Source organism: Streptomyces sp. NBC_00344, assembly GCF_036088315.1.
GTDB lineage: Bacteria > Actinomycetota > Actinomycetes > Streptomycetales > Streptomycetaceae > Streptomyces.
In genome coordinates, this window is sequence record NZ_CP107996.1 from 837,172 (window position 1) to 862,050 (window position 24,879).

Annotated in this window: 22 protein-coding genes; 8 read left to right on the forward strand and 14 right to left on the reverse strand. The window is 68.7% G+C overall.

Going from position 1 to position 24,879, the window contains the following annotated elements; genetic code table 11:
* Positions 1 to 5: 5 nt before the first annotated feature.
* The 13 genes from OHS16_RS03845 to OHS16_RS03905 form a co-directional block, all read right to left on the reverse strand.
* Entirely contained in the window at positions 6 to 605 is a 600-nt protein-coding gene (locus tag OHS16_RS03845; RefSeq protein WP_328535725.1) for a hypothetical protein, read from the reverse strand.
* A complete protein-coding gene (locus tag OHS16_RS03850) occupies positions 602 to 1,117 on the reverse strand; it encodes a hypothetical protein (protein WP_443042552.1) in 516 nt (171 codons plus the stop codon). Before OHS16_RS03850 ends, OHS16_RS03845 begins: the two co-directional genes overlap by 4 nt.
* A complete protein-coding gene (locus OHS16_RS03855; RefSeq protein ID WP_328535726.1) occupies positions 1,110 to 2,369 on the reverse strand; it encodes an MlaD family protein in 1,260 nt (419 codons plus the stop codon). Before OHS16_RS03855 ends, OHS16_RS03850 begins: the two co-directional genes overlap by 8 nt.
* Positions 2,369 to 3,493: an MCE family protein gene (locus tag OHS16_RS03860; RefSeq protein WP_443042553.1), complete on the reverse strand. Its 1,125-nt coding sequence runs from the start codon at positions 3,491 to 3,493 to the stop codon at positions 2,369 to 2,371. Before OHS16_RS03860 ends, OHS16_RS03855 begins: the two co-directional genes overlap by 1 nt.
* Positions 3,490 to 4,623 carry an MCE family protein gene (locus OHS16_RS03865; protein WP_328535727.1) on the reverse strand — a complete coding sequence of 378 codons (1,134 nt, stop codon included), beginning with the start codon at positions 4,621 to 4,623 and terminating at the stop codon, positions 3,490 to 3,492. Before OHS16_RS03865 ends, OHS16_RS03860 begins: the two co-directional genes overlap by 4 nt.
* Entirely contained in the window at positions 4,620 to 5,666 is a 1,047-nt protein-coding gene (locus tag OHS16_RS03870; RefSeq protein ID WP_328535728.1) for an MCE family protein, read from the reverse strand. Before OHS16_RS03870 ends, OHS16_RS03865 begins: the two co-directional genes overlap by 4 nt.
* The gene (locus tag OHS16_RS03875; protein WP_328535729.1) at positions 5,663 to 6,694 is read right to left on the reverse strand and encodes an MCE family protein; all 1,032 of its coding nucleotides are present in this window, start codon (positions 6,692 to 6,694) and stop codon (positions 5,663 to 5,665) included. Before OHS16_RS03875 ends, OHS16_RS03870 begins: the two co-directional genes overlap by 4 nt.
* Positions 6,691 to 7,932, reverse strand: a complete 1,242-nt coding sequence (locus OHS16_RS03880; RefSeq protein WP_328535730.1) for an MCE family protein — start codon at positions 7,930 to 7,932, stop codon at positions 6,691 to 6,693. Before OHS16_RS03880 ends, OHS16_RS03875 begins: the two co-directional genes overlap by 4 nt.
* Positions 7,929 to 8,732: an MlaE family ABC transporter permease gene (locus OHS16_RS03885; protein WP_328535731.1), complete on the reverse strand. Its 804-nt coding sequence runs from the start codon at positions 8,730 to 8,732 to the stop codon at positions 7,929 to 7,931. The genes OHS16_RS03880 and OHS16_RS03885 overlap by 4 nt, the downstream gene beginning before the upstream one ends.
* Positions 8,733 to 8,735: 3 nt before the next feature.
* Positions 8,736 to 9,584, reverse strand: coding sequence for an MlaE family ABC transporter permease (locus tag OHS16_RS03890; RefSeq protein WP_328535732.1), 849 nt, complete (start codon positions 9,582 to 9,584; stop codon positions 8,736 to 8,738).
* Positions 9,581 to 10,567 carry an ABC transporter ATP-binding protein gene (locus OHS16_RS03895; protein ID WP_328535733.1) on the reverse strand — a complete coding sequence of 329 codons (987 nt, stop codon included), beginning with the start codon at positions 10,565 to 10,567 and terminating at the stop codon, positions 9,581 to 9,583. The genes OHS16_RS03890 and OHS16_RS03895 overlap by 4 nt, the downstream gene beginning before the upstream one ends.
* A 34-nt stretch (positions 10,568 to 10,601) precedes the next feature.
* Positions 10,602 to 12,137: a DUF6801 domain-containing protein gene (locus tag OHS16_RS03900; RefSeq protein ID WP_328535734.1), complete on the reverse strand. Its 1,536-nt coding sequence runs from the start codon at positions 12,135 to 12,137 to the stop codon at positions 10,602 to 10,604.
* Between the two features lie 378 nt (positions 12,138 to 12,515).
* Complete coding sequence (locus tag OHS16_RS03905; RefSeq protein WP_328535735.1) at positions 12,516 to 13,148, reverse strand: hypothetical protein; 633 nt, start codon at positions 13,146 to 13,148, stop codon at positions 12,516 to 12,518.
* A 462-nt stretch (positions 13,149 to 13,610) separates the two neighbouring features.
* Between OHS16_RS03905 and OHS16_RS03910 the strand changes: the two genes are divergently transcribed.
* The 3 genes from OHS16_RS03910 to OHS16_RS03920 all read left to right on the forward strand — a co-directional run bounded on the left by OHS16_RS03910 (position 13,611) and on the right by OHS16_RS03920 (position 16,587).
* A complete protein-coding gene (locus tag OHS16_RS03910) occupies positions 13,611 to 14,816 on the forward strand; it encodes a helix-turn-helix domain-containing protein (protein ID WP_328535736.1) in 1,206 nt (401 codons plus the stop codon).
* A gap of 79 nt (positions 14,817 to 14,895) precedes the next feature.
* The gene (locus OHS16_RS03915; protein ID WP_328535737.1) at positions 14,896 to 15,357 is read left to right on the forward strand and encodes an SCP2 sterol-binding domain-containing protein; all 462 of its coding nucleotides are present in this window, start codon (positions 14,896 to 14,898) and stop codon (positions 15,355 to 15,357) included.
* A 15-nt stretch (positions 15,358 to 15,372) separates the two neighbouring features.
* On the forward strand, positions 15,373 to 16,587 hold the full coding sequence (locus OHS16_RS03920) for an acyl-CoA dehydrogenase family protein (protein ID WP_328535738.1): 1,215 nt from the start codon (positions 15,373 to 15,375) through the stop codon (positions 16,585 to 16,587).
* Between the two features lie 238 nt (positions 16,588 to 16,825).
* On the opposite strand, the gene OHS16_RS03925 is transcribed toward OHS16_RS03920, so the two are convergent.
* The gene (locus OHS16_RS03925) at positions 16,826 to 17,572 is read right to left on the reverse strand and encodes an SDR family oxidoreductase (protein ID WP_328535739.1); all 747 of its coding nucleotides are present in this window, start codon (positions 17,570 to 17,572) and stop codon (positions 16,826 to 16,828) included.
* Positions 17,573 to 17,662: 90 nt separating this feature from the next.
* On the opposite strand from OHS16_RS03925, the gene OHS16_RS03930 reads away from it, so the two are divergent.
* The 5 genes from OHS16_RS03930 (at position 17,663) to OHS16_RS03950 (ending at position 24,500) form a co-directional block, all read left to right on the forward strand.
* A complete protein-coding gene (locus OHS16_RS03930; protein WP_328535740.1) occupies positions 17,663 to 18,034 on the forward strand; it encodes a BlaI/MecI/CopY family transcriptional regulator in 372 nt (123 codons plus the stop codon).
* A complete protein-coding gene (locus OHS16_RS03935; protein ID WP_328535741.1) occupies positions 18,031 to 18,984 on the forward strand; it encodes a M56 family metallopeptidase in 954 nt (317 codons plus the stop codon). The genes OHS16_RS03930 and OHS16_RS03935 overlap by 4 nt, the downstream gene beginning before the upstream one ends.
* A gap of 46 nt (positions 18,985 to 19,030) precedes the next feature.
* Positions 19,031 to 20,272 carry an FAD-binding protein gene (locus OHS16_RS03940; RefSeq protein ID WP_443042554.1) on the forward strand — a complete coding sequence of 414 codons (1,242 nt, stop codon included), beginning with the start codon at positions 19,031 to 19,033 and terminating at the stop codon, positions 20,270 to 20,272.
* 128 nt (positions 20,273 to 20,400) lie between these two features.
* A complete protein-coding gene (locus tag OHS16_RS03945) occupies positions 20,401 to 21,618 on the forward strand; it encodes an ROK family protein (protein ID WP_328540708.1) in 1,218 nt (405 codons plus the stop codon).
* 35 nt (positions 21,619 to 21,653) lie between these two features.
* Complete coding sequence (locus OHS16_RS03950) at positions 21,654 to 24,500, forward strand: glycoside hydrolase family 2 TIM barrel-domain containing protein (RefSeq protein ID WP_328535742.1); 2,847 nt, start codon at positions 21,654 to 21,656, stop codon at positions 24,498 to 24,500.
* Positions 24,501 to 24,879: the final 379 nt, after the last annotated feature.

The following is a 24,879-nucleotide window of genomic DNA, read 5'->3' on the forward strand; positions in this document are numbered from 1 at the left end:
CTCCTCTAACGGGCCGTGATGTCGGTGATCAGCCAGCCGCCGGAACGCAGTTCGGCCGACACGGACAGCTGCGCGGGCACCGCTCCGGCCGGCTTGCCCTTGCGTTGCGCCACCTGGTCGAGGAATACGAGGAGACGCGCGTCGCGATCCGTCAACCGGGTCACAGCGGCCCGGACGACCTGGGTGGTCAGCGTCAGGTGCTGTGCCTTCGCCCGCGCTCCCACCTGTCCGAAGAGGGCCGCGTACTGCCGGGCGGCCCTCCCCGCGAGCAACTCACGCGCCGCCTGCGCGGTGACATCCGTGTCCTGGGGCGTGTAGGAGAGCACCTTTCCCAGCGCACTGCTGACGTCGCCGATCACCCGGGTCGTGGCCTCGGTGTCGGTCAGCGCGTCGTTGGACGCCGCCGGTGATGCGCTCAGCTGGTGTGCGCGGACGAGAAGGCCGGATCCGGCGAGGGTCAGCACGACGGCGCACACGAGCAGCGTGATGAGACCACGCCGGCCCGACCGGGACGCTGCGCCCGCCGCTGGAGCCGGGTCATCGCCGTGCCGCACCTCATCTGCCGTGGCGCTGTCGGTCTCCGCGGCGTCCTCGACCGTGCTCACGCGCTGTCCTTTCCGACCTGCACCGCGCCGAGCGCTGCGATCTTCCAACCGTCCGCCGTCCTGGTGAGCTTCGCCTCGAAGCGCTTCCGGTCGGATGTGGGCGTACCGGTACGGGGTGTGATGTCGATCCGTACGGTGGCGATCAGCGCCGCCGTTCCCGCCCGCTCGTCGAGTGCGGTGAGGGCGGCGTCGGTCACGGTGCCACGCGCTGTCGTCCCCGCCTTCGTGAACGCGGCTCGGTCCGCTGTCCTGGTGCCGGCCAGCTTGTCGTGGAGCGCTCCGGTGGAGGCGTCCAGCCACTGAGCCAGGCCCGCGTCGGCGTGCTCGGCGTCGAGGGTGTTCAGCTGTGCGACCCGGGTGCGTCCCGCCGTCAGCGCCGCGTCCCGTGCGGTCGCGTATCGCAGTGAGTCGTCGGCGCGGGCCTGCCCGTACACCCACCCGGCGAACAGACAGAACAGCGCTGCCGCGGCAACCGCCGCCCACGCCACCGACCGGATCCGGCTGTTACTCACTCCTGCCTCCCAGTCCGAGCAGGCCGCTCAGGTCGGTGGGGCCGTCCGCGGGCAGCGCCGGCTGGCCGAGTACTCCCGGGAGCGTGCCGCCCGCCTCACTTCCCAGCAGCAGCGAGCCCGGTGCCGCCGCTCCGGGGACTTGGCCCCCGCCCGGCGCGTTGGCCGAGCCGCGTACCTCTTTTCCGCTGCTGGGCGGTGATGCGCAGTGGGCCGCGGTGTTGAGCTCCGCTGTGTCGCTGGTGTCGAGCCCGTTGCGGTACTTGGTACCGCCGTAACCGTCCGTACAGGGCAGCGGTTCGAAGAAGGTGACCGCCATGCCGAAGCGGGCCCCCTTGGCGGTGACCGCGGTGGATCCGGCAGCCGCCACGGCGGGCAGCTTCACCAGCAGTTCCTCGGTGCCCCGTTGTCGGGTCACCGCGACGTCGGACGTGGTGAGGAGGTTGGCGATCAGCACGCTGAGGTCCGGGTCGAGGTCCCTGAGCAACCCGCTGACCTGGGTGGCCGCCTCGGGGGCCGTGGCGATCAGTTCGCGCAGATCGGTGTCGGATTTCGTCAGCTGTCCGGCCAGGCCCTTGGCTCCGTGCGCGAAGGACGTGAAGGCGTCGCCCTCGTCCGACTGGGTGCGCAGCACCGTCTCGCTGTCGGTGATGAGCCGGGTGTCGGTGGGCAGCGCCTTGTCCGCGGAGTCGATGAAGTCACTGCTGGTGTCCAGCAGCACCTGCAGGTCTTCGCCCCGGCCGCCGAGGGCCGAGCCGAACTCGTCGACCACGGTGCGCAGAGACTCCGGGTCCACCGATGACGCGAGGTCGTCGACGCTGGTGAGGACGTCAGTGACGGGTGCCGGAGTGGTGGTGTCGGCCGCGTCGATCCGGGATCCGTCCTCCAGATAGGGGCTGCCGTCATGCGTGGGGCGCAGATCTATGTACTGCTCCCCGACCGCGGAGAGATTGGCCACGACGGCTGTGAGGTCGGCCGGGATGACGGGAGCCGAGTTGTCGATGTGCAGTTCGGCCTCGACTCCGTCGGCGGTCAGCCTGATCGGACCCACCCGGCCCACCGACACTCCCCGGTAGGTGACGTCGGAGTGAGGAAACAGTCCTCCTGTCTGGGGCAGTTGGACACGCACGACGTAGTAGCCCCGCAGACCGATCAGATGGCCCAGATCGGCATAGCGGACACCGAGGTACGCGAGGACGACGACACCGATCAGCAGGAAGGCGATGTTCTTCAGCCGGGTGGCGCGGGTCAGCATCAGTGGCCTCCGCTCGTGGACAGCGCGGACGGTGCGGTGATCGCGGGCAGCGGCAGCGGCGCGCTGTCCGGGGGCAGCGCGCCCGCCGGGGCCGGGTCGATCGCCGGAATGATCTGCGTGCCGGGTGCCGCCGTCGTGTCGAGGTAGACATTGAGGTAGTCGCCCTTCACCCCGCGCAGCACCTCGTCCGTGAAGGGGTAGGTGAGCAGTACCTGGAGGGAGTCGGGCAGGTCCTGCCCCGAGTCGGCGAGGGCCCTGAGCGTGGGAGACAGTGCCTTCAGGTCGGCGACCATGTCCTCCTTGCTCCGGTTGACGGTGTCGACCGCGACACCTGACAGCGTGTCGAGTGCCTTGAGCATGGTGAGCAGCGAGCCCCGCTGTTTTTCCAGCACCTTCATGCCGGGGCTGAGTCCGGTGAGTACCTTCCCGACCTCGGTTCTGCGGGTGGCGAGTGTGGCCGAGAGCCGGTTGACGCCGTCCAGGGCGGCGGTGATGTCGCTCCTGTGGTTGTCGAGGCTCGTCACCAGCGTGTTGACGCGCTGCAGCATGGAGCGGATCTTGGGCTCGCGGCCACCGAGCGTCTGGTTGAGTTCATGGCTGATGGTCTTGAGCTGGCTGATGCCGCCACCGTTGAGCAGCAGTGAGAGCGCGCCGAAGACCTCTTCGACCTCGGGGTTACGGTTGGTCCGCGTGATCGGGATGGTCTGTCCGTCGTGGAGCCGGCCGACGGCGGCGGTCTCCTTGGCGGGTGCGGAGAGCTGGATGTACTTCTCGCCGAGCAGACTGGACTGTTCGAGATGGGCGTACGCGTTCCGTGGCAGCCGCACCTTGCCGTTGACGCGCATGGTCACCCTCGCCGACCAGTTGTCCGGGGAGAGCGAGATCTTCGTGACCCTGCCGACCGCGACGTCGTTGACCTTGACGGCGGCCTGGGGGACGAGGCTCAGTACGTCGTTGAATTCGGCGGTGATCCGGTACGGGTGCGGACCGAGGTCGGCGCCTCCGGGCAGCGGGATGTCCTCGACGGAGAACGAGGGTGCCGAGCAGCCGCTCAGCAGCAGAGAGCATCCGGCGGCAAGCGCGACGGCCGTCATGCGGGTGCTCACGGGGACGGCGCGCCTCATCGGCCGGACTCCTTCTGCTTCCGGTCCGCCTTCGCGGACTTCGGCGGGGAGCCGTAGACCTGGCCGGCCGCGGGCAGCGGCAGCGTGGGGAGCGCCTTCAGCCGGGAGGGTTGCGCGGGGACCAGTCCGTTCAGGGAGCCCGCGCTCGACGGCATGGTGAGGTCGACGCCCGAGCTGAGTTCGTTGATGTTCGCCCGCCCGTCGAGAGTCCGGTGCACCGGGTCGTAGGCGTTGAGCACGTTTCCCGCGGCGAGCGGAGCGGTGTCCAGCGCTTCGGCGAGTGAGGCCCGCTGATCCACCAGCGACTGTGTGATCGGCACGAGTTGGTGGATGCTCTTCTTCAGGCTGCCGCGGTTCTTCGAGATGAAGGACTTCACCTGGGCGAGGGCGGTGCCCAGTTCCTTGAGCGCCGCTCCGAGGTTCTTCTTGTCGTCGTCGAGAAACCCGGTCACCGCGGCCAGCTGCGTCTCGGTCGAGCGGACGTCCCCGTCGTTGTCCTTGAGCATTCTGGTGAAGGTCTCGAGGGAGGACAGCGTGGAGAACAGGTTCTTGCTGCTGCCGTCGAGGGTCTTGCTCGCCTTGCCCAGTTGCTCGATGGAGTCGCCGATCGCCTTGCCGTTTCCGCCGAGGTTGGCTGCCCCGGTCCTGAGCAGATCGGACAGGGCACCTTGGGAGTTGGCGCCCTTGGGGCCCAGAGCGGTGGAGAGCCGGGTGATGCTGGCGTACAGCTGGTCGACCTCGACGGGGGTGGCGTTGCGGGCGGCGGGCAGCACCGTCCGGTCCTTCAGCCGCGGCCCGCCGGTGTAGGCCGGTGCGAGCTGGACGTAACGGTCCGATACCACGCTCGGCGCGACGACGACGGCGCGCGCGTCCGCGGGCACCTTCACACCCTTGTCGAGCAGCAGGGTCACCCTGACGACGTCGCCGGCCGGCCGTACGGAGTCGACCTCGCCCACCTTCACGCCGAGTATGCGCAGATCGGACCCCGGATACACGCCGGTCGCCTGGTCGAAGTAGGCGGTGATGCGGGTGCTGTCCGAGTTGTCGAGAGCGATGACGCCGGAGGTGGTCACCGCGGCGACCACGGCGACGCCGGCTCCGATCGCGACGATGCGCTGGGACTTCTTCATCGGCTGCCACCTGTGGCCTTGGGCGGCACGCATCCGGTCTTCGGGAGCGTGCCTGAGGGCAGATAGTTCCTGGGGACGAGCCCGCATACGTAGGTGTCGAGCCAGCGGCCGTTGCCCAGGGTGTTGCCCACGAGCCGGTAGTAGGGTCCGGCCAGCGACAGCGCGTGGTCGAGGCTCTTGCGGTTCTGCAGCAGGACCGCGGTGACGTTGTTGAGCGCGGTCAGAGTCGGCTTCAGTTGTGCGTTGTTGTCGGCGACCAGGCCGCCGAGTTCGGTGCCCAGATTCCTGGTGCCCGTCAGCAGCAGGTGGATGGAGTCCCGGCGGCTCTGTATCTCCCCGAGCAGCAGGTTGCCGTCCCGCAGGAGTGTCTGGAAGCTGTCCTTCTTGTCCGCGATGGTCTTGGTCAGCTGCTTGCTGCCCTTGAGCAGTTTCGCCAGTTCGGTGTCCCGTTCGGAGACCGTTCTGGACAGTGCGGACAGTCCGGTGGCCGCGGTGCGCACATCGGGCGGGGAGTTCTTGAACGTCGCCGATATGGTCGCGAAGCTCTTTGCGAGCTGCTTGGTGTCGATGTCCCCGAGCGTCTCGCCGAGCCCGTTGAAGGCCTGCGTCACGTCGTAGGGAGAGGTGGTGCGGCTGAGCGGGATACGACGGGACGGATCCTGCCGGGTGGTGCCGAGGGGGTCGAGCGCGAGGTACTTCTCACCGAGCAGGGTCTTGATGGCGATGGCCGCGGTACTGGAGTCGCCGACCCAGGCGTCCTTGACCTTGAATTCCACCTTCACCTTGGCGCCGTCGAGGGTGACCGAAGTGACCTTGCCGACCTTGACGCCGGCGATCCGTACTTCGTCGCCGTCCTTCAGCCCCGCTGACTCGCTGAAATTCGCGGTGTACGCCGTGCCCCCGCCCACGAAGGGCAGGGAGTCCGCGCGATAGGCGCCGAACGCGAGCAACGCGATGATCAGCAGGCCCACCAGACTGACGGCCACCGGGCTGCGGTCGCGCATGGGTCTGACGGAGGGCAGCCGGAAGCGGGGGTGGTTCATCCGTGGCACCTCGCATCGGCGATCGGCAGGCCGGTGGGCGGCTTGCTGCCGTCCGATGTGGTCACGCCGGACACCCTGGCCTCGCAGAGGTAGAGGTTGAGCCACGATCCGTAGCTGGCGATGCGGGTGATGGCCTGCATCTTGACGGGTGTCCTCAGCAGGAAGTTCTCCAGCTCCGGCTTGTTGTCGCCCAAGTTCGCCGACACCTTGCCGAGTTGGGCGATGTCCTGCTTCAGCGGCTGTCTGCCGTCCTGGAACAGTCCTGCGGTGACGGTGGTGAGTCCGCCGAGTGCGGTGATCGCCTCACCCAGCGGTTTACGGTCCTTGGAGAACCCCGACACCAGTTGCTGGAGGGTGACGACCAGGTCGTTGAAGCCCGCCTCACGGCTGTTGACCGTCGTGAGAACCGTGTTGAGGTTCTTGATCACCTGGCCGATGACCCTGTCCTTGCCCGCGACTGTGGTGGTCAGTGACCCGACGTGCTCCAGCAGGCTGTCGACGGTGCCGCCCTCGCCCTGGAGTACCTGGACGATGGATCCGGCGAGCTGATTCACCTCGGTCGGATCCAGCCCCTGGAAGAGCGGCTGGAAACCGTTGAACAGCTGTGTGAGATCGAGCGCCGGGGTGGTCCTGGAGAGCGGGATGGTCGAGCCCGGGCGGAAAGTGCGTCCGACGGGCCCGCTCCCCTGGTCCAGGTCCACATAGCGCTGGCCCACCATGTTGAGGTATTTGATGGAGGCGTTCACCGAGGCCGGCAGACTGCGGCCCTTCTCGACCGAGAAGCTCACTTCGGCGGTGCGCCGGCCGGCGACCCTGACGGAGTCGACCTGACCGACCTTCACCCCCGCGATCCGCACGCTGTCCCCGTCCGTGAGTCCGGTGACGTCGGTGAAGCGGGCCCGGTACGAAACGGTGTCACCGACGCCGGTGTTGGCGATGCTGAGAGCGAGAACGGTGGTGGCCAGTGAGGTCACCACGATGAAGACAAGGGACTTCACGAGCGGTCCTGTGATACTGCGGCGCTTCACTTGAGCTTCACCTCCGCACCGCGGAAGAGCGGGCCGGCCAGCAGGCTGCTCCAGTCGGGCAGCGACTGCGGCTGTGCCTTCATGGCCGGTGCCAGCAGTTCGTTCACGAGTGAGTTTTCCTGCGGCGAGTTGGGCAGCCCGAGACTGTCGTCCCGCGCCGTGGTCGTGACGGCCGTGGGCGCGGCCCTGCCGAGGTACGGCACGGAGTAGCAGTGCGGTCCGCCGCTCGCGCTGTACGCCGGTGTGTCCTTGCCGGGTACGTACTTGCCCAGCGAGGGGACGGTCGTGACGCTGACATGCAGGCCCGGCTCGTCGGTGCCCTTGCCGAGTGCCTTGTCCATGACGGGGACGAAGCCCGCGAGCGTGCGCAGTGTGCAGGGGAAGGAGGGTGCGTATTCGGCGAGGAGTTCCAGGGTGGGACGGCCGGACGCGGAGAGCCGGATGATGTTGTCCTTGTTCTGCCGCAGGAAGGCCGTGATGTCCTGTGCGGTCCGGGTGGTCGTGCCGTAGAGACCGGCGAGCCGGGTCTGCTCATCGGTGATGGTGGAGCCGGTCGTGGTGAGGTCGGTCAGCGCGGTGAGGATGTCGGGGGCGGCGTCGCCGTACACCGTGCTCACCTTCACCAGCTCGGCGATGTCGCGGTTGAGTGCGGGGAGTTCGGGGTTGAGCTTCTTCAGATGCGCGTCGAGGGCGGCGAACGTTTCGCCGAGCTCGGCGCCCCGTCCGTTCAGTGCCTGGGCGACGCTGGTGAGAGTGGCGGAGAGTTTCTCCGGCTTCACGGCGGTGAGCAGCGGGAGGACATGGTCGAGGACCTGTTCCAGCTCGATGGCGTTGTGCGACCGGTCCTGCGGGATGGTGTCGCCCGGCTTCAGCGTCCGAGCGGAAGCGCCGGCCGGGGGGACGAGGGCCACGAACCGTTCGCCGAACAAGGTGGTCGGCAGCATCTGGGCCGTGACGCCGGACGGCACCGCCCGGAGCTTGTCCGGCTCGATGGCGAGTGTCAGCCGGGCACCGGTGCCGTCCGAACTGATGGACCTGACCTCGCCGACCACGACACCGCGCAGTGTGACCTCGGCATGCGGGTGCATCTCGTTGCCGACACTGTCCGCCTCCACGGTGATGGCGGACGAGTCGGTGAAGTCCTTCTGGTAGACCGCGACGGCGAGCCACGCCAGCAGGGCGGGGACGAGGACGAAGACGACGCCGGCGCACCGGCGGCGTACCGTACGGGCGCTCATCCGGCCACCTTCACCGTCGTGGTCGCTCCCCAGATGGCGAGGGACAGGAAGAAGTCGGTGAGGCTGATCAGCACGATGGCACTGCGCACGGACCGTCCCACGGCCACCCCCACGCCGGCCGGTCCGCCCTCGGCGCGGAAGCCGTAGTAGCAGTGGGCAAGGATCACCATCACGCTGAAGATGAGCGCCTTGAGCACCGAGAGGACGACGTCGTCCGGGGAGAGGAAGAGATCGAAGTAGTGGTCGTAGGTACCGGCGGACTGTCCGTTGAAGAACACCGTGACCAGGCGTGAGGAGACGTAGGAGCTGAGCAGGCCCATGGCGTAGAGCGGGATGATCGCGACCACTCCGGCGATGATCCGGGTGGTGACGAGATACGGCATGGAGCGCACGCCCATGGCGTCGAGCGCGTCGACCTCCTCGTTGATGCGCATCGCACCCAGTTGGGCGGTGAATCCGGCGCCGACGGTCGCCGAGAGCGCCAGTCCGGCAACCAGTGGCGCGATCTCGCGCGTGTTGAAGTACGCGGAGATGAAGCCGGTGAAGGCAGCGGTGCCGATCTGGTTCAGCGCGGCGTAACCCTGAAGGCCGACGACCGTGCCGGTGAAGAGGGTCATCGCGATCATCACGCCGATGGTGCCGCCGACGACACCCAGGCCCCCGCTGCCGAAGACGACCTCGGCGAGCAGGCGCTGCACCTCCCTGCGGTAGCGGGCCAGCGTGCGCGGAATCCAGAGCAGCGCCTTCACGTAGAAGGTGAGCTGGTCGCCGGAACGGTCCAGCCAGCCGAGCATCGACATCGCTCAGGCCCCCTTCGCGGGGACGATCTGGAGATAGATCGCCGTGATCACCATGTTCACGAAGAAAAGCAGCATGAAGGTGATGACGACCGATTGGTTGACCGCGTCGCCGACTCCCTTGGGCCCGCCCCTGGGGTTCAGACCGCGGTATGCGGCCACGATGCCGGCGAGAGAGCCGAAGATCAGCGCCTTGAACTCGCTGACGTAGAGATCGGGCAGCTGCGCGAGGGCGGAGAAGCTGGCGAGGTAGGCACCCGGAGTGCCGCCCTGCATGATGACGTTGAAGAAGTATCCGCCGAGCGTGCCGACCACCGACACCATGCCGTTGAGCAGTACGGCGACGAACATGGTTGCCAGCACCCGTGGGACGACCAGCCGCTGGACCGGTGAGATGCCCATGACTTCCATGGCGTCCAGTTCCTCACGGATCTTGCGCGAGCCGAGGTCCGCGCAGATCGCGGAACCGCCGGCGCCCGCGATCAGCAGGGCGACGATCAGTGGGCTGGCCTGCTGGATGATGGCGAGGACGCTCGCCCCGCCGGTGAAGGACTGAGCGCCGAGCTGCTCGGTCAGTGAGCCCACCTGGAGGGCGATCACCGCTCCGAAGGGGATCGAGACCAGCGCGGCGGGCAGGATCGTGACGCTGGCGATGAACCAGAACTGTTCGATGAACTCGCGTACCTGGAAGGGTCTCCGGAAGACGGCCCGGCTCACCGCGGCGCCCAGAGCGAAGAGCTTGCCGGTCTCCCGCAGCGGTGCGAGCGCGCGCGACGGCCGCTTCGGCACGGAGCGTCCGGACAGCCGCTCCGGCCGCGCCGGCCCGGACGGCCGCACCGGCAGTTGTGCGGTCATGTCTGCACACCGCCACCGGTGGGAGCGTCACTGCGCTCGATGGCGGAGCGCGCCGCCGGTGGCAGCTCGCTCATCATGGAGAGGACCCGCTCCCGCCGTCTTCGGACGGCCTGGCGTGAGGGCAGACCCGGCGAGGGCTCGAGCTGCGGCGCGATGGTGCGCGGTCGGGCGCGGTCGGGGCCGCGGCCCTCCCGCAGCTCCTTCGCGAGAGTGGCGGCGTCCTTCTCCTCGGCCATCCCGATGGGGCCTTCCCGCCGCCCGCTGAGGAATTGCTCCACCACCGGTTCCTCGCTGGTGAGCAGCACCTCGCGTGGCCCGAAGGTGACCAGGCTGCGGCAGAAGAGCATTCCCATGTTGTCGGGCACGGTGGCAGCGATGTCGAGGTTGTGGGTGACGATCAGCATCGTCGCGTCGAACTGTGCGTTGAGGTCGATCAACAGCTGGGAGATGTACGCGGTGCGGACGGGATCAAGTCCGGAGTCCGGCTCGTCGCAGAGGATGATCTGCGGATCGAGTACCAGTGCGCGGGCCAGGCCGGCCCGCTTGCGCATCCCGCCCGATATCTCACCGGGCAGCTTGTCCTCGGCTCCGACGAGGCCGACCATGTCCATCCGCTCCATGACGATGGCGCGGATCTCGGACTCCTTCTTCCGCGTGTGTTCGCGCAGCGGGAAGGCGATGTTGTCGAAGAGCGTCATCGAGCCGAAGAGCGCCCCGTCCTGGAACATCAGTCCGAAGAGCTTGCGTGTCTCGTAAATGTCACGCTCAGGGCTGTTCACCATGTCGACACCGTTGATGAGGACGCTGCCCCGCTCGGGCTTCATCAGCCCGATCAGCGACTTCAGGAAGACAGTCTTTCCGGTGCCGGACGGCCCGAGCATCACGCTCACCTCTCCGGGCGGCAGAGTGAGCGTCACGTCCTCCCAGACCGTCTGCCGGCCGAATGTCTTGGTCAGTCCTTCGACCTTCACTTCAATTCCCATCACACCTCCCGGGGTTGTGCGGACGACGTATGAATCAGCGCTGTGGCTTCGGGACTTCGATGGGGCTGCACCCCGGCTTGTCGGGATTCCCTATGAAACAGGGGGCGCCCTGGATCATCTTGATCTCGTTGTCCGGACCGCTGATCGCCGAGGTGAATATGGGGTCCAGGTCACTGCCGGTTCCGCAGCCGGTGAAGGACGGAATGTCGACCTTCCCGAAGAGGGCACCGCCCGTGTCGATCTCATAGTCGGGAATCCCGTCGACATCTCCGCTCTGCGCATCGGAAGTTCCCCTGAGGACAAGGTCGATCGGCTTGCTCGTACGGCATTTGCTTCCCACGTCGAGCGGGACGCCATTGACCTTGACGTCATAGATCCGCAGACCGATGTGGGTGCCGAGCGTGGTCACCACCGGTACGTCGAAAGGCTCCTGGAAGCGGCTCGTCGAGTAGATGGTGAGCGGCTCGTCGGTGATGAACTGCATCTTCGCGCTGGTGGGCATGAAGCCGAAGGCCAGAAACGTGGACCTGCCCGGCGCGACTTTCAGATCGCCGACCGTGTCCGCCTCGATGTTGCCGTGGGTGTAGTCGAGTGTGACGCGGACGCCGGTGAGGAGGTTGGTGATGCCGGGGTCGTCGTAGGGGTCATTGACCAGTGCGGCCTCGCCCAGCTTCTTCACGTTGGTGTATCCGTCCGCGTACGCGCACAGCGGCTGCGGCACGAGGTCCGGCACTTCGAAGGGGGGCGGCGAGGGGTGCGGGAGCCGGGACACGTCCAGGGAACCGGTCGGGGACGGCGGGCAGTCGGTCCGTGTGGCGGACGGGCTCGGTGCGACGCGGATGGCGTCCCTGGGAGCCGGGCGGGCGTTCTTGCCGCCGGCCGTCGCGGAGGGCGAGGGCACGGGCAGCGTGCTCTCCCCGGACACCGGGACCCTGGCAAGCGTCAGGTCCTGCTCCACCGCGACGGAGCACTTCACCCGGACTGGCTCGGCGGCTGCCGGCGGGGCCGGCGGGGCCGGCGGCGCACCGTGGCTCGCCGTCGGGCTGGGGGTCGCGGACCGGATGGGAGCCAGTTCGAAGGCGAGCGCGCCGGCCCGGAAGACCACCGGGCCCGCTGCCGGAACGGTCACCGAAGGGACCTGGCCCGCGAACTCGACCGCCAGGTCGTCGCTTTCGGGGATCACGGTCCGTTCCGCAGCCAGATCCGCCCATGCGGCCACCGCCTGATCGGTGCCCTGTGAGACGCCCGCCGTCAGCGTGGCCGATCCGGTGACGGCGTCGGAGTCCAGCGGTACAAGACGGCCGAGCACCGTCTGCGGAAGGGAGATGCCGATCGTCACCTCACCCGGCTGAATGGCCTGGCCCGCCACACCGGATTCCGGAAAGCTGCCGATGAATTCAACGTCGATTCGCTGTGCGCCGGAGGGGAACTGGCAGAGATAGGAAAGCTCCGCCTTCACTTGCTGGTCCTTTGCATGCGATACGCCCATGGGCAGGAAACCGGCCACCAGGGCACAAAGCCCAAGGGCGGCGATACGTGCGATGCCTCGCCCGCCAATGGCCCATCTCATCGCACGTCTCCTTGTACGCAAATAGCTGACTCCCAAGGGGAGATGAGTCAATTCGGCGCACACGCCGACGAGCTCAGAGAATCACTGCGGTACCGGGACGCGGACTCTACGTTCGCAATCATGCAGTACACAAGTGATAGGCACCGGGAGCACGAACAGCCCAAGGAATTGTCAGGAGATGACAAGTACCCGCAGCGCACCTTGTCTCCCGGTGCGTATACCGCGCGTGACAGCGGGGCTCCGCGGCCCTGGGGGGCCGGGGCCACGGAGCCCCTGAAGGGAAGCCTCGCGGGGAAGGAGGTCCGATGTGGATTCCCGGGCCGGCGAACCGGAGCCCAGGGGACCGGGCGCCGGTGTCCGGCGATGGGCGGGAACAAGTTACGGCGAAGTCACCGTCAGGGCCGGCGAGACGACGTACGAGGACACGAATGTCGTGGCGTCACCGTTGTTGATGAGGCCGAGGCACCCGGTGGCGTTGTAGGGACGCAGGTTTCCACCGCTGACCGCGAGCGTGTGGGTGGAGTTGGTGTAGGTGGCGTTCACCGAGCCCGATCCGGTGTTGGCACCGCTCGGTCCGTCGATGTCGGCATTGCAGGTGGCGCCACTGAGCTTGGCGGAAATCCCGGTGATGGTACCCGTGGTGACCCCCGTGGAGGCGTTGTACGAGACGGCGTTGAGCTTCCAAGGCAGCTTGTTCGGTGTGACGGTGAACTTGATGCCGAGCGGCCCTGAGCAGGTGGTGAAGCTGATGGTCTTGATGTCCGCGAGACCGGTGCCGGAGAGTCCCGAGCCGGTCTTCGCGGTGCCGGTGGCCGACGACGAGACACAGTTCAGCTGGGTGCCGGTCTTGGTGTCGGTGAGCGTGGTCTTTCCCGCGGTACCGGTGAAGTTCGGACCACCGGAGACCGTCCAGGTGGCCGTGGTGGTGGCCGAGGCCGAGGTGGCGGCGAATCCGGCTGCCGCGACCATGGCGACGGCGACGGTGGCGGCATTTCTTGCGAGCTTGCGCACGGGGAATTTCCCTCCGGGAAGTTGGGGCGTACCTGATAGGCCGGCGCAACGCCCGTAAAGAGACGGCGATCCGGCCATAGCGGCTCACTTCATGGAACGCGGTGCCGAATTACTCCGGCCACCCGGTCGAGCACCTTGCAATGGCGACGTTACGAGCGGGTAACCCGACGCCGCAATAGCAGTTGGCGAATTTAGGACCAACGTCTTACCGGCGGTTACTTTCTTGTCCTCCAACTAGCAGATCACCGCCGAGTCTTATCCCGAAGTGAGCACTCGGCCTCCCTGCGCACCGCAGTACCGCGGCGCTGGGACGTGGCGACCCTCCGCGTACGGGGTACTGCGCTCCGCCCACACCCTGGTCTATCTTCAGCAGCCGCACCCCATGACGTCCGGCGACCGTGAGAGCGCTTACCGGACGCAGGACCGCAGGCCCACGGGGTACTGGAACGAGGGGGAGACACCATGCCCGGACCGGCACACTCACCGGATGCGGACGAACCGCTCAGCCCTCTCCCGCAGGAGTTCGCGGCGATCATGCGTCCCGAACTACCCAGTCTCATAAAGGAGATAGCGGCGGAGGTGACCAGGGCATATCCCGAGTACGCCCGCTTATTGAGCGGGCCCTACCGGGAGTCGATCCGGGTCGGCGTGGAGCAGAACCTCACCGTCTTCGTCGATCAGGTCGCATCCCCCACGGCGTCCTCCACGGTCCGCGACGAGATGTGCCGGAGGTTCGGCAGATTCGAGGCCTACGAGGGCCGCAGTCTGGACACACTCCAGGGCGCCTACCGCCTCGGGGCAAGAGTGGCACTCCGGCGGGCAAAGAGAGTCGGCCGCCGCTACAACCTCTCCCCCGCACTGATGCTGAGCTTCGCGGACGCGCTCTTCGCCTATGTGGACCAATTGGAATCCGTGACCCGCGAAGGATATCTGGATGTGGAGTCCCCGGCGGCGGGCGAGCGCACCGCAGCCCTGCGCCGACGGCTCCTGCACCTCATTCTCGCAGGCTCACCGGTCTCCCGGACGTCCATCGCGGACCTCGCGGACCAGGCTGCTTGGCCCCTGCCGGAATCGGTCACCATGGTGGCACTGCCCAGCAGATCGGCCGTATCCGCGGGGGCTTTCGCAGGCGATGTCATCGCCGATATGAATGATCCCCAGCCCCATCTGCTCATACCGGGCGCGGTGGACGACGAACGGCGCCTCATGCTGGACACCTCCCTGTCGGGAACCTGGGCCTGCGTCGGCCTGACCGTCCCGATCGGTGTCGCATCCGACTCGATCCGCTGGGCACGCCAACTGCTCGAACTCGCCGAATCCGGCGCTGTCGCGCAGACCGGAACGCTGTACTGCGAAGACCACCTCGTCACCCTGTGGCTGCGGTCCGACCCCGCCCTCCTGCAACAGTTGGCCCACCGCGAACTCGCCCCGCTCGTCGGCCTCACACCCTCCCGGCGCGAACGGCTCGTCGACACGTTACGCATCTGGATGGCGACCAGGGGCACCGCGGCGCGCATGGGTGAGCTTCTTGACGTGCACCCCCAGACCGTCCGCTACCGCCTGCGGACCCTGGAAGGCATCTTCGGGGACCAGTTGAGCGACCCCGACCGCCGGTTCGCCACGGAACTGGTCCTGCGTGCGACGGCCTTGGAGAACCCGGACCGCTGACGCGCTCCCGCTTGCCAGCCGCGCCCGCCACCCCATATCTTACTGCAAAGTAAGCTTACTTCAGAGTAAGGATGTACGCGTGGCGGACAACATCAGCGACAGGCTGGCCGGGCTGGACTTCGCGTCCGTCTCCCCACAGGAGTTCGCGGGAATCGTCAAGAGCATGTCGGCGAAGGAGATCAACGAGGTCACCCGCGGGGATCTGCGCCGGCACATCCTCAAAGAGGTCTTCGGCCGGATGGAGCGGCAGTTCCGCCCGGAGAGCGCGGGTGCCCTCGAAGCTGTGATCCGCTGGAAGATCACCGGTGAGAGCGACGTGGTCTACGAGACCACGATCTCGGGCGGCGCATGCACCGTCACCGAAGGCCGCACCGACGGCGAGCCGAGACTCACGCTCGTGATGGGTGACGCCGACTTCCTCAAGCTCGTGTCCGGCAACGCCAGCCCCGTGACCCTGTTCATGCTGCGCAAGGTCAAGATCGCCGGCGATGTGGGCCTGGCCTCCGGGCTGACCCGGTACTTCGACATTCCCAAGGCCTGAGGGGAGACCGCGGACATGAGCGGCTTTTCCCTCGAACTCACCGAGGAACAGCGCGACTTGAAGGATTGGGTGCACGGCTTCGCCGCCGAGGTGGTGCGCCCTGCCGCCGCCGAGTGGGACGAGCGTGAAGAGACACCCTGGCCGGTCATCAAAGAGGCCGCCAAGATCGGCCTCTACGGATTCGAGTCCCTCGCCGACATGTACGGCGACCCCAGCGGACTCTCCCTCCAGATCGCCAACGAGGAACTCTTCTGGGGTGACGCGGGCATCGGCATGGCGCTCTTCGGCACCTCACTTGCGGTGGCCGGGATCTTCTCGTCCGGCACCCCGGACCAGCTCGCGGAGTGGGTCCCGCAGTGTTTCGGCGACCAGGACGACCCCCGGCTCGCGGCCTTCTGCGTGTCGGAGCCCCAGGCCGGGTCCGATGTCTCGGCCATGCGCACCCGCGCCCGCTACGACGAGGCGAGCGACGAGTGGGTGATCAACGGCCAGAAGGCATGGATCACCAACGGCGGCATCGCGGACATCCATGTGGTCGTCGCATCGGTCGACCCCGAGCTGGGATCTCGCGGCCAGGCCGCGTTCATCGTGCCGCCCCACACCAACGGCCTGGCCGGCAACCGCAAGATCAAGAAGCTGGGACTGCGTGCCTCGCACACCGCCGATGTGTTTCTCGACGACGTGCGTGTGCCCGGTCACTGCCTACTGGGCGGCAGGGAAAGACTGGACCGCCGGCTCTCCCGTGCCCGCGAGGGCGGCCGGGCGAAGGGCCAGGCGGCCATGGCGACGTTCGAGGTCAGCCGCCCCACGGTGGGCGCCCAGGCGCTCGGGATCGCCCGGGCGGCCTATGAGTACGCCCTGGAATACGCGGGTGACCGGTATGCCTTCGGCCGTCCCGTCATCGAGAACCAGTCCATCGCCTTCGCCCTTGCGGATCTGCGGACCGAGATCGAGTCCGTACGGCTGCTGATCTGGCAGGCCGCCTGGATGGCCCGTAACGACAAGACCTTCGACGCGGGCCAGGGCTCGATGTCCAAGCTGCGGGCCGGCGAACTGGCCGTCGCCGCATCGGAGAAGGCTGTGCAGATACTCGGCGGTGCGGGCTACAGCCGTGATCACCCGGTCGAACGGATGTACCGCGACGCGAAGATCTACACAATTTTCGAGGGCACGAGCGAGATCCAGCGTCTGGTCATCGCGCGGGCGATCTCCGGCCGGCAGATCCGCTGAGCGCCTCCGTCCCCGGCCGTGCCCGGGCGGTACCGCACGTCGGACACGGCCGGGGCTTCGCCGCGTAAGCCGGCGAAGCGGGGCCACGCGGGGGTCCGGTGCCCGCGCCGCGGGTCGGCGCCCGGGACCGAGGATCCCTGAAACGGGAGCCCAGCGGCCTCGGCAGCGCAAGCGACCGGGGCCCTTGAGCCGGGGGGCTCAGCCCTCAAGCCCGGGGGCTCAGCCTTCCGCCGGAGTCTCAGCCCTTCAGCCAGTCCTCGAACGACACGGTGCCCCGCACATCGGGATGCGCCGACGTGGCCGCCCCCGAGCGGAACGCCCTGCCGAAACCGCCGGGCAGCGGTACGGGCAGCAGCAGTGGCCGCTTCCCGGCCGACGTCCGCCAGGCGCGGGCCAGGTCACCCACCTCGCCGATCACAGGTCCTGCCACCTCGACCCGGTCGCGGCGCGGCGGCCGCTCGGCCACCCCGGCCACCGCCCGTGCCACCTCTTCGACCGCGACGGTCTGCAATCTGCCCTTCGGCACCGGGATCACCCCCCACCGCGCGGCGGCCGCGAAACCCGAAGCGACGAAGCCATGGAACTGGGTGGCCCGCACGATGGTCCAGGGGACGCGCCCCTGCTCCACCACTCGCTCCTGTTCGGTCTTCACCCGGTAGTAGCCCATCGGCATCCGGTCACAACCGACGATCGAGACACACACGTGGTGGCCCACACCTGCGGCCTCTTCAGCGGCCAGCAGACGGCGCGACCCCCCGACGAGAGTCCGAGCCGACTTCCTCGCCGAGGCCGACGCACTGTTGGTGGCGTCGACCACGACGTCACAGCCCTTGAGCCCGGCTTCGAGACCTTCTCCCGTGACGAGGTCGACCCGGTACTCCTGGGAACGGCGGCTGAGCACCCGCACTCCGTGTCCGCGCGAGCTCAGTTCTTCGGCGACGGGGCGGCCGAGCGTCCCCGTTCCGCCCACAATGGCGATCTTCATGACCACGGGACGGATCAGGACCGCATGTTTGTGACATCCCGGGACGCCGGTCTACATTTCCGTGGACGACATACCCGGAAGGACGCTCAGATGCCCGAGGTGCCCCCCGAACGCCGGCCGTCCGGCGAGCTCGAGGCGAGTGTGCTGGCGGCGCTGTGGGCAGCAGGCGGGCCGCTGACCCCCGCCGATGTGCAGCGCACGCTCGGCAGGCAGCTCGCCCGCACCACCGTCACCACGATCCTGAGCCGCCTGTACGACAAGGGCTGGGTGGCCCGGACCCGCTCCGGGCGCGGTTTCGCGTACACGCCGACCGAGGACTCCCCCGGTCTCACCGCCCGCCGGATGCACACCGAGCTGGAGAAGGAGGAGGACCGCTCCACCGTCCTCGCCCGTTTCGTCTCCCGGCTCAGCTCCGATGACGAGCAGCTGCTGCGCACCCTCCTGGGGGAACAGGAGAAGTGATCTACGCGGTCTGGGTCCCTCTGCTGATGCCGTTTCTCGCGGTGCCCGCGGCCCGGCAGCTGGCCGAGCTGCCGGCTCCGCGGCACGCGGTACGGCTGCTGGCCGCGACCGCCCTCTTTCTCGGTGTCTGCTCGACCGCGGCCCTGGGGCTGCTGGTGACGGCCGGCGCGCTGCGGCTGCCGCCGGTCGCCGCGCTCGGCCGGCTGATCCGTCCGCCGTCCGGGGGCGGTCCGCTCCCCGTCATCGCAGCGGTGGCCGCCGCCACCCTGATCGGTGTCTGTGTCATCGCGCTGGTACGGACCGTGCTGCGCCAGCGCGCCGAGCTCCACGAGGCGCGACGGCTGGTGGGCGCCGCCGCGCACACCGGCGAGCTGGCCGTCCTGCGGGACGATGGCCCCGACGCGTACGCCCTGCCGGGCCGGCCGGGCAGGATCGTCGTGACCACGGGGATGCTCCAGGCTCTCGACCCCGCAGAGCGCGAGGCCCTGTTCGCCCATGAGCGCGCCCATCTCGCAGGCCGTCATCATCTCTTCCTCGCGGTGGCCGAACTCGCCGCGCTCTGCCACCCGGCGCTGCGAGGGCTTCGGATGCCGCTGGGGTACGCGCTGGAGCGGTGCGCGGACGAGGCGGCCGCCGGGGCGGTCGGGGACCGTTCGCTGGCGGCGCGCGCCATCGGCCGCGCAGCGCTCGCCGCCCATGACGGTGTGCCTGCCTGCCGACCGAGCGTCGTCCTGGCCGCGACTGCGGGGCCTGTCCCGCGCCGGGTCGCCGCGCTGCTGACCCACCGGCCGACCGGCGTGGGCAAGCCCGGACGGCAGGGACACCTCGCCCGGGCGGTGGCCGGGGCTCTGCTGGCCTGTCTCGCCCTTTCGGCGGCCGGTGCACTGGACGCGGCGACGGATCTGCACACCGGTATCGAAGCGGCCCAGGGCGAGACGGGGCGGCACTGAGGGCCCGTTCCTCAGGGGCGCCCGCCACGGCGCTAGCATTCCCGGAATGTTGACGAACTGGGCGGGGAACATCGCCTTCACAGCACAACATCTGGACAGGCCCGCCACGGTCGAGGAGCTCCAGCGGCTCGTCAGGGCGGGCTCGCGGGTACGAGTGCTGGGCAGCGGCCACTCGTTCAACCGGATAGCCGACACGGACGGCACGCTGGTCTCGGTGGCGTCCCTGCCGTCCGAGATCGACGTCGACCGAGCCGCTTCGACAGTCCGTGTCGCGGCGGGGGTGCGGTACGCCGAGCTCGCCCGGCAGGTGCACGCGCAGGGCCTGGCACTGCGCAACATGGCTTCGCTGCCGCACATCTCCGTCGCCGGTTCGGTGGCCACCGGTACGCACGGCTCCGGGGTGGCCAACGGCAGTCTCGCCACCGCCGTGCGCGAACTCGATCTGATCACCGCAGACGGAGAGCTGCTGACACTGAGCCGGGAGCTGGACGGCGACCGCTTCGCCGGAGCCGTCGTGTCGCTCGGCGCGCTCGGCGTCGTCACCTCGCTCACCCTGGACCTGGTGCCCGGCTTCGAGCTGGCGCAGCGCGCGTACACCGGGCTGCCCCTGTCGGTGCTCGACGAGCATGTCGAGGCGGTGACATCGGCCGCCTACAGTGTCAGCCTCTTCACGGACTGGCGCGGCCCGCGCTTCGGTCAGGTGTGGCTCAAGTACGCCGCCGGCCAGGAGCCGGATTTCCCCTGGGCGCCCGAGGCGGCGGGCCCGCTGCACCCCGTGCCGGGGATGTCACCCGTGCACTGCACCCAGCAGCAGGGTGTGCCGGGCCCGTGGCACGAGCGACTGCCGCACTTCCGGGCCGAGTTCACGCCGAGCGCGGGCGAGGAGCTGCAGTCGGAGTATCTGATGGACCGCCGGCACACACTGGCCGCGCTGCACGCCGTCGACGCGATCCGCGACGCCGTGGCGCCGGTGCTCCAGATCTGCGAGGTGCGGACGGTCGCGGGAGACGATCTGTGGCTGAGCCCCGCCTACGGACACGACACGGTCGCGTTCCACTTCACGTGGCTCAAGGACACCGGGGCCGTACTGCCGGTGCTCGGGCTTCTCGAGGAACGGCTCGCCCCGTTCGCTGCCCGCCCGCACTGGGGAAAGCTCTTCACCGTACCCGCCGGCGTACTGCCCGGCCGCTACCCGAAGCTGGCCGACTTCCGTGAGCTGGCCAGGGAACTCGACCCGACGGGCAAGTTCACCAACGCGTTCCTGGCCCCGGTCCTTCGCGGCGTCTGAGCCACCCTGACCGACGGCGCGGCCTTCCCCGGATACTTTCGACAACCCCTTTACTAACCCCTTGCCGATCACACGGTGCGCGTCATAGCCTGACCTTCCGTCGTGTTGCCGAAGGGCTGGGGGCTGTCATCACAGGCACATCCCGCGACATCCGTACGGCCAACCGCTACCGGGTACTGCGGCAGATCATCGCCTCGTCCCCGGTGTCCCGGCAGGAACTGGCGACGGTCACCGGGCTCAGCCTGGCGACCGTCGCCACTCTGGTCGGCGAACTCCTCGAACTCGGCCTGCTCACCGACGTCGGCTTCGAGGACTCCGACGGCGGCCGGCCGCGCGGGCTCGTCGCGGTCGCTCCTTCCCGGGGCGCGCTGATCGGTGTCGATATCGCCGAGACCTACGTCCATGTCGAGATCTTCGACCTCACGCTGACCGTGCTGGCGCAGGCGGCGGTGGTGCTGAAACCCGGCGCCAAACGGCCTGAGCACGTGGTCGCCCATGTCGCCGCGGGCATCGCATCGGTCGTGGAGCAGTCCGGGACCGAGCCCGGGCAGGTGCTGGGCGCCGGAATCAGCATGCCGGGCCAGGTGGACCGTGCGACGGGCTCGGTGGTGTACGCGGCCAACTGGGGCTGGCACGAGGTGCCCCTGCTGAGCCTGCTGGCCGAGCACATCTCCTACCCGCTCCACCTCGACAACCCGCTGCATGCCTGTACGGTCGCCGAGCTCTGGTTCGGCGCGGCACGCGGCAGCTCCGACGCGGTTGTCGTCAACCTGGGCACCGGAGTGGGCGCCGGAATCGCCATCGGCGGCACGTTGCACCGGGGAGCCACCAACTCCGCGGGAGAGTGGGGGCACACCACCCTGGTGCTCGACGGACGGCTCTGCCACTGCGGCAACCGCGGCTGCGTCGAGGCCTATGCGGGCGCGCCCGGCATCATGCAGCAGCTGCGGGACATCAGCCCCGCCAGCCCGCTGCTGCACCCGGACGACCAGACGGCGACCATCCTCGCGCTGGCATCCGCGCTGGAGGGCGGCGACCCGGTGGCGGCGCAGGTGATCCGGGAGACGGCCCGCTATCTCGGGGCAGCCGTGGCTGACCTGATCCAGCTGCTCAATCCGGAAGTGATCGTGCTCAGCAGCTGGGTCGCCGCCGCGCTCGGCACGCCCCTGCTCGACGGGGTGCGCACGGCCGTGGCCGCCCGCACCCCGGCCCGGCCGTTCGCCGCGGCCGAGATCGTGCTGAGCCCGATCTCCTCCGACCCGGTGAGTCTGGGTGCCGCGACCTTCGCACTCGAAGGGGCACTCGCCGCCGCACGGCAGAACACCAGGAGAGCGGTCCGGCGCTGACGCGCCCCAGGGCCAGGACTTCCCCGAGGAGAGCCATGAGCACCACCTACCACGAAGACGTGGCACCCGGCACCGGCGCACTTCCGCCGCGCGCCCGGTACCAGGAATCCGACGCCTTCAGCCTGACCCTGAACGGTAGTTGGCGCTTCCGGCTCGCGCCGGCCGCGGACACCCACGACGAGTCGTTCGCCGCACCGGGGTACGACACCGGGGCGTGGGACGAGATCGCCGTACCCGGGCACTGGGTGCTGCAGGGTCATGGCGCGCCGATCTACACCAACCACCTCTACCCCTTCCCGGTGGATCCGCCGCGCGTGCCGACCGAGAACCCGACCGGGGACCATCTTCGATCCTTCGATCTGCCGTCGCGGTGGCCGTCCTCCGGGGACGCCGTACTGCGTTTCGACGGTGTCGAGTCCTGCGCCCGGATCTGGCTGAACGGCGTGGAGCTCGGCGAGTTCAAGGGCAGCAGGCTTCCGCACGAGTTCGCGGTCGGGGCCCTGCTGCGCCCCGAGGGCAACGTCCTCGCCGTGCGGGTCCATCAGTGGTCGTCGGGTTCGTACCTGGAGGACCAGGACCAGTGGTGGATGCCCGGAATCTTCCGCGATGTCACCTTGCTGCACCGTCCCGAGGGTGCGGCGGGGGACTTCTTCGTGCATGCCGGGTACGGCCACCGCACCGGCGAGGGGACCCTGCGGATCGACAGCGCGGTGCCGGGCCGGGTGACCGTGCCCGAACTGGGCATCGATCAGGCGACGGGGACCGCGGTGACCCTGCCGGTCGAACCGTGGACCGCGGAGCGGCCCCGGCTCTACGACGGCGAGCTCGCCACGGAGGGCGAGCGGATACCGCTGCGCATCGGTTTCCGTACCGTCCTCGTCGACGACGGGATCATCAAGGTCAACGGGCAGCGGATTCTCTTCCGTGGGGTCAACCGCCATGAGTTCCACCCCCGGACGGGCCGCACCCTGGACCAGGAGACGATGCGCGCCGACGTGCTGCTGATGAAGCAGCACAACATCAACGCCGTCCGCACCAGCCACTATCCGCCGCACCCCGCCTTTCTGGAACTCTGCGACGAGCTCGGGCTGTGGGTGATCGACGAGTGCGATCTGGAGACCCACGGATTCGTCGAGCAGGAGTGGCGGGACAACCCGGTCGACGACGAGCGCTGGACCCCGGCCCTGCTCGACCGCGCCGCCCGGATGGTCGAGCGGGACAAGAACCATCCGTCGGTCATCATCTGGTCCCTGGGCAATGAATGCGGCATCGGCAGTGGCCTCGGCGCCATGGCCCGGTGGATACGCGACCGGGACCCGGACCGGCTGATCCACTACGAGGGCGACCCCTCATGCGCCGGCACCGACATGTACTCGCGGATGTACGCCTCGCACGCCGAGGTCGAAGCCATCGGCCGGCGTACGGACGAAGGACCGCGGGAGCGGCACCGGCTGCCGTTCATTCTCTGTGAGTACGGGCACGCGATGGGCAACGGACCCGGTGGTCTCACCGAGTACCAGCAGCTGTTCGAGGCGTACGAGCGTAATCAGGGCGGTTTCATCTGGGAGTGGATCGACCACGGCCTCGCTCATCCGACGCTCGGTTACGCGTACGGCGGCGACTTCGGGGAGGAACTGCACGACTCCAATTTCGTCTGTGACGGGCTGCTCTTCCCCGACCGCACGCCGTCGCCCGGCCTCATCGAGTACAAGAAGGTCATCGAGCCGGTCAGGATCGAGGGTGACGGCGGTCGTGGCACCGTCCGTATCACCAACCGGTACGACTTCCTCGACCTGTCGCACCTCTCCTTCACATGGTCGTACCAGGTGGAGGGGGAGACAGTCGCGCAGGGGGTACTCGACGTACCGGCGCTCGCGCCCGGCGAGCACACCGAAATGGCGCTGCCTGTCGCTCCGAACCCGGGCCGGAGCGCCGAGACCCGGTGGACCGTGCGAGCCCTGGCCGCCGACGGCAGCCGGCACGAAGTCGCCTGGGCCCAGCTCCCCGGCGCCGCCCGTCCACCCGTGGCCACAGCGACGGGCAGCCGGCCGCATCGCGGCGAGCGGTCGATCACGCTCGGCCCGGGCTCGTTCGACGCGCGCACCGGCGAGCTGCGGTCGGTCGGCCCTGTCGGCATCCGGGATCTGCGTCTCGACGTGTGGCGGGCCCCCACGGACAACGACGACGGGGCGGAGTGGCAGGGCGACCCGCGTTACGGCGCGCTCTGGCGGAAGGCCGGCCTGCACCGCATGCAGCACCGGCTGGACTCGGTCGCGACAACGCGGGACGCGCTGACCGTGCGGACCCGGGTGGCGCCTGCCGCACGGGACATCGCACTGGTGACGGCCTATCGCTGGACCGCCGACGAGAGCCGTCTGCGGCTCACCGTGTCCGTGACACCGGAGGGCGACTGGCAGATACCACTCCCCCGGCTCGGCATCCGCTTCGCGCTTCCGGGCACGGCCGACGCCGCGACCTGGTACGGAGGCGGTCCCGGCGAGGCGTATCCCGATACCCGTGCCGCTTCGAGAATCGGACGGTGGAGCGCACCGGTCGGCGATCTGCAGACGCCCTATCTGCGCCCCCAGGAGAACGGCGCTCGCGCGGACGTCCGCTGGGTCGAGACCGGCGGTGTGCGGGTGGAGGGCGAACCCGAATTCTGGTTCACCGCCCGCCGCTGGACGAACGAACAGCTCGATGCGGCGCAGCATCTCCCGGACCTCACACCGGACGGCCCGCTCTGGATCAACCTCGACCACGCCCAGCAGGGCATCGGCTCACAGTCCTGCGGCCCCGGAGTGCTCCCGCAGTACCAGCTGCAGGCGGCGCCGGCAGAATTCTCGTTCGTCTTCTCCGCACCGGCCCCCTCCGGAGACCGGTGACCGGTCGGCGGTGACGACCGTGCCCGGCGGGCTCCTGGGCCCGCCGGCACGCCGACGGCCCCCAGACCGGATTCCGTCCTGACCGGCAGCGGCAGTTCGGGGGCGTGAGCTCCTCTCCATGACGTACAGAGGGCAGACAGTGTCCTGACAACTCCTGAACCAGTGGGAGCGCTCCCAAGGTGACGGCGCACCAAAGAACTGTCAAGAGGGCGGGAGAAATACGAACAGTGAAGCCCTTCCTGCGGGTTCTGGGCGGAGTTCGCTCCATCTCTTGTCATGCACAGCCGGTTATGGTTACTCTCCCGATCAACCAGTGGGAGCGCTTCCACTCGTGACATGTGCCACAAAAGGCGCATGACGGATTGTAAGGACGCGCTCC